Source organism: Nostoc sp. NOS(2021), from assembly GCF_017115025.1.
GTDB lineage: Bacteria > Cyanobacteriota > Cyanobacteriia > Cyanobacteriales > Nostocaceae > Nostoc.
In genome coordinates this window covers 1-5,425 of sequence record NZ_JABXKM010000169.1, presented here as the reverse complement: position 1 = coordinate 5,425, position 5,425 = coordinate 1, and the positions used below count along the sequence as shown (strand labels likewise).

The window sequence follows — 5,425 nt, the reverse complement described above, 5'->3', positions numbered from 1 at the left end:
TCCCTATGACTACTGTATTTACTTTCGCTAACCCAACATATCTGGTTTTGGAAATCCCTACAATTACCCAAAACCAAGCGGATTTAAACAGTCAAGCTTATTCTAATGCTAGTTCTCGCTATCAAGCTTATATTAATGAACTTTGCTTGGGTGCAATCTTGTTATGGTTGCAAGAAGACTGGACGCCACAGACAAAGGTTTGGCCAACTACCACTGCTTTACCAAGTTTCTGGGAACTGGTTAATGGAATTGCACTCACGCTTGATGCAACAAGATTAGTCTTGATTCCTAGTGAGGCAATTGATTTAAGTGAATTGCGAGTACCCCAAGAATGGGTGGATATTCCTAGTTGGGTTGGTGATTATTATTTAGCTGTGCAAGTTGAACCAGACGAAGGCTATGTTATGGTTTGGGGTTATTGTAGCCATGAAAAACTGAAAACTCAAGGCAGTTATGATGCCAGCGATCGCACTTATTCTCTGGATGCTACTGATATAATCAACGACATCAGCGTTTTAGCTGTGGCGCGTCAATTGTGTCCAGAAGAACCCACCCGTAGCGCTATTGAAGAGATTCCCAGCTTATCACCACAACAAGCACAAAATTTAATTGCCCGTCTGGGAAACCCGGAAATACTTACACCCCGGCAAGAAATCCCTTTTCAACTGTGGGGTGGATTAATTCAACATGGCGGTTGGCGACAAAACTTATATCAACAACGCTTAGGATTACCAGAACAGTGGTCAGTTATCCAATGGTTGCAAAGCGGTGTTTCTCAAGTTGCTGAGGCTGTCGGTTGGGGAAGTTTTGATTTACAACTGAGTGCTGCTGGAGCGCGGGGTGCCGAAGACACACAACCAAGTACTATTCTCTCTCGTCGCTTGGCGATTGCAGGTCAAATTTACGAACTATTAATTATACCACAAGGTGAGCCAGATGCAACTATTTGGCGTTTTGAATTACGTAACGCCGCCATCGGTGCAGCTATTCCCGGTGGTTTTAAACTCCGATTACTTACCGAAGATTTACAGCCTTTTCCCAATAACGAAGATGTAGCCATAACGGCTGTAGAACAACTCTACGTAGAAGTTGCCTTAGAAGCAGGAGAAAGCATCGTCTGGGAAATAGAACCTTTTCCCGACAACTATAATGGGGAAATACTCAAGTTTTAAAGAGGAATTTCAAGTCAAGAATTCACGTTGGGCAATCAGCACCCGTGATCAGTTAAGATAATCGGACTAAATTACTGTCACTGGAACCATAACTTTGCCTCAATACAAGCTGAAAAGCTTGATTTCTGGTACTGCGATAACTTGTCTACGAGACGCTACGCGAACGTTAAGCTCCGCTAACCCAATTTTAGCATTTCGTTTTGAAACCGTAAAGTTGCCGAAAGTCTAAAAATCAAGCATAAACTTGCTGAAAATACGGAGTTTATGCACCCTCAAATGCTTAAAATAACAAGTCTGAACCCTCAAAACCACAAAAATTTAAGCTGTAGTAAATCAATTTGAAACCATAAACGTGCCGCCCCGGTAGACTTATGGTTTCAGTCACAGAAACTCACATCTCTAGATTTGCACTTTTCTGCATAGCTTGAAAATTCATCTCCAATTAAAATAGGTGCATACTTCAACGAGTAGAGTTAGGGGTAAAAGATGCAAGATATGAATCTCAAAGTAAACACCGTAGAGGACGAGATTTTTCGTAAAGCTTAAGGAAAATTTTAAATTGGATGAATATAGGTGAAAATATGGTAAGGAGAAGTTTGAAAGAACATCAAGTTTATGGACATTTACCAGTGGAGAAAAAGCTGGGTATTCTTGTTGTCGATGACCATCAATTAATTTTGACTGGAACCCTGGATGTATTAAGTCGAGAGTATCCTGAAGCTTCTATTATTAAGGCTAAGACGGGAAAAGAGACACTTTCTCAACTTCAATTTCACCAGTTTGACCTGATTGTGATGGATTTATCAATTCCCGATCAGCAAGGGGAGACAGCAGAAATTGAGACCGGAATTAAGCTGTTGCAAACTTTGCTCCAAGAATATCCCCATCAGAATTTCATGGTGCAAACTAGTTATGTGAAGGCGTTAATCCGGATCAAACACGAGATTGATAATCATCAAGGTGGGTTTGCGATCGCAGACAAAGGATTACCCGAAGAAGAGATGCTAATGCGGGTGAATTTGGCACTTCATGGTGCAACCCACACGAAAGACATCAAAACGGGGATCGAACTCAAACCGGAATGGTTGGAGGTGTTGCGGTTGGCTTTTGAAGAGAGTTTGACAGATAAGGCGATCGCTGACCGAATGTATAAATCAGAACGAGCAGTGCGGACTTACTGGACGAAGATTCAGGATGTTTTGGGGGTATATCCTGAAGACTGTAAGCAAGGTGGTAAGAATATGCGAATCCAAACCGAATTTCGTTCCCGTGAAGAAGGTTTAATTGATTAATACGGACGGGAAAAATTAATGCGGAAAAAAACTAGATGAGAAGGAGAATCTGGAATCGCATTTACCAAGAAATTGGATTGTGGTCTCTTGCTGCACCTCCGGGAATACTAGTGTTGGTGTTGGTGATCTTGATCCGTATGGTTGGAGGAATGCAATCTTTAGAATGGATGTTTCTCGATACCATGTTACGTCTGCGTCCCCCAGAAAAACTCGATGAACGTGTAGTAATTGTGGGGATTGACGAAAAAGATATTGAATGGGTTAAGCAATATCCGGTTCCAGATGGGAAGATTGCAGAGTTACTCACCAAGTTAGAAACCTATAAACCGCTAGCAATTGGGCTGGATATATTCAAAAATGTTCCCGTTGAACCTGGTGGCGAACAACTCGCCAAGGTATGGCGAGAAAATACTAATATTATTAGTATTGAAAAAATATTACCACCAAAAGAGATTTATCCAGCCCGAACTTTGCCACCCGAACAAATTGGATTTGTTGATTTATTGAATGATGCAGATAGTAAAAATCGACGCTATTTGTTATATACAACGAATCCGAAAAATGACAAAGAAGATAAATATTCTCTAGCGTTACAGTTAGTTACTAGATACTTAAAAACTAAAGGGATTGAGTTAGAAACGGGGAAAAATGACCCGAATACAATCATGATTCAGGGGACTGAATTGCCCCGAATCACCGATAATTTTGGTGGATATGTGGGCATTAATCATGGGGATGGGGGATTGTCAATTTTGATGAACTTCCGCAACAATTATCAGCCTTTTCATGTTGTGTCGCTGCGCGATATTCTCAATGATAAAAATGAGAAAGTTTATGCAAAATTGTTGCGCGATCGCATTGTGTTAGTTGGCAACCGAAATCTGAGCGTCGGTGATATTTTTTATACATCTGCTTTGCCAACATTAGAATTAAAGGGTCAAATTTACGGTGTTGACTATCATGCTCACGTCATCAGTCAAATTCTCAGTAGTGTAATTGATGGTCGCCCAATGTTGCACAGTTGGGGAGATATGGGAGAATATATATGGATAGTTATTTGGGGTTTTCTGCCGATCATTATTGGACGGCTGACGCAATCTGTCTGGAAAAATCTATTTAGTGTTGGTATAGCCGGAGTTTGTCTGTTTAGCTACGGGTATGTGATGCTGTGGTTGTGGGGTATATGGATTCCTGTAGCACCCAGCTTGATGATATTAGCTGTGAATGGGGTTGGCTTGAGTGCTTTTGCATTTTACCAGCACGATAAATTCTTGCGATCGCAAATTAACGAACGTCAAAACACAATTCAACACACTTTTACCGTAATTCATAATGGCCCCCTGCAAACCCTCGCCTATGGATTAAAGCATATGCGTGCTAAAGATGTACCCTATGAACGACTGCTTGGACAATTTGAAAAGCTTGATCGAGAAATTCGGGAAATTGGCGAATTTCTCAAACTCGAAACATTAACAAAAGAAGAGAGTTTGCGTTTAGGAAGCGGATTGATCCTCGAATTGAACCGACCGCTTCATGATTTGTTATATGAAGTTTATTCAAGTACATTAGATCGTCACGATTTTGAATATTTTAAAACATTAAAAGTAAAAATTCGCAATTTTGAACCGATTGATGATAAGTATTTAAGTATGGAACAAAAACGTGAAATATGTCTCTTTTTGGAAGAGGCTTTGTGTAATGTTGGCAAACATGCCCAAGGAGTAAAACATGTTCAAGCAACGGGTGTTTATGCTGCAAATCAATACAATTTGTGCGTCAAAGATAACGGTTCTGGGATTCAATCAAAGCTCGAAAATAAAGGCACAAAACATTCTAAACTACTCGCCAGACAATTAGGAGGAGAGTTTCGACGTGAATCGCTTTCTCCTCGCGGCACAATATGCGAACTAAGTTGGAAACCTACGAAATAATTTTAGATTTTAAAACTGTTCTTATTAGTAGTAGGACTTACGCAAAACTACACACGGTAGGGGCAATTCATGAATTGCCCCTACGTGAAAATCAGGGTTCTGGCTATTGTTTGCGTAAGTCCTGAGTAGATAACCATATAATTACCAGCATTTACCATGAGTGATCAATATTTTGGATTTTGGCAACATAGCCGCAGACTTACAAGTTTGGTTGTGGGAGTAGTTTTTTTAATTAGCGCAGTCCCCGCCTATGCTGAGTTTAAACCACGCGATCGCAAACCTGCCAGTGGATATTCTCGTGCGGGTGGTTCGCGTGGATGTTCGAGTCGCGGTATCCCTGTGACGCAGCTTGCACCTCAGACATTTGTCGGTAAAACCGCTTCCACACGTCCAATGCTTGCTTGGTATATGTCAAGTTCTCAAACCGTGCGATTCCGACTCTTTGAATTTGATTCAGCGACAACCGTTAAACAAATCGGCAAAGTTAAAGAAATAGCAACAACAGTCGGGATCAACAAACTAAAACTTCCTATCGATTATCCTGAACTAACTGTAGGTAAAACATATTTCTGGCAAATCGCAATTGACTGCGAAGCGCGTCCAATTGTGAGCAGTGCAGAATTTACCGTCATCAATCCTCAATCATTAGCTAAGAACCGATTTTCTAGCATACCAGAAAGCGCAAATTATTATGCGGAAAATGAACTGTGGTATGAAGCATTTGAAGAAGCATTGAAAGCAAGCAGTAATGGTAAATTGGGTAAAACTGGATCAACTTTAGTTCAAGAACTTGCACAATCTGAAATCCCCACAGGAAACGAAGTCGATATCAAAATCATCAAACAACGCATTGAAGATATCCAGAAAATTTCCAGCGAAAGAATATAGAGGGAGTGGGGAGAATAGAAATGGTGGAAATTTTGTCTGATCCTCTAACACAAGAAATTCTGTCTCGGTTAGGGGGTTTTCCTTATATGATATTATGTCCGCTTGATCACTTATTAAACCCGAAGAACCCCACCCCGCCAAA

The 5,425-nt window shown here is 40.8% G+C and carries 4 protein-coding genes; all 4 read left to right on the top strand.

What is annotated here, in order from left to right:
* Positions 1-5: 5 nt before the first annotated feature.
* A complete protein-coding gene (locus HWQ41_RS20335; protein ID WP_292766679.1) occupies positions 6-1,172 on the top strand; it encodes a DUF1822 family protein in 1,167 nt (388 codons plus the stop codon).
* A 581-nt stretch (positions 1,173-1,753) separates the two neighbouring features.
* A complete protein-coding gene (locus tag HWQ41_RS20330) occupies positions 1,754-2,464 on the top strand; it encodes a response regulator transcription factor (protein WP_292766676.1) in 711 nt (236 codons plus the stop codon).
* A 35-nt stretch (positions 2,465-2,499) separates the two neighbouring features.
* Positions 2,500-4,395, top strand: a complete 1,896-nt coding sequence (locus tag HWQ41_RS20325; RefSeq protein ID WP_292766673.1) for a CHASE2 domain-containing protein — start codon at positions 2,500-2,502, stop codon at positions 4,393-4,395.
* Positions 4,396-4,551: 156 nt separating this feature from the next.
* A complete protein-coding gene (locus HWQ41_RS20320; protein ID WP_292766671.1) occupies positions 4,552-5,283 on the top strand; it encodes a DUF928 domain-containing protein in 732 nt (243 codons plus the stop codon).
* Positions 5,284-5,425: the final 142 nt, after the last annotated feature.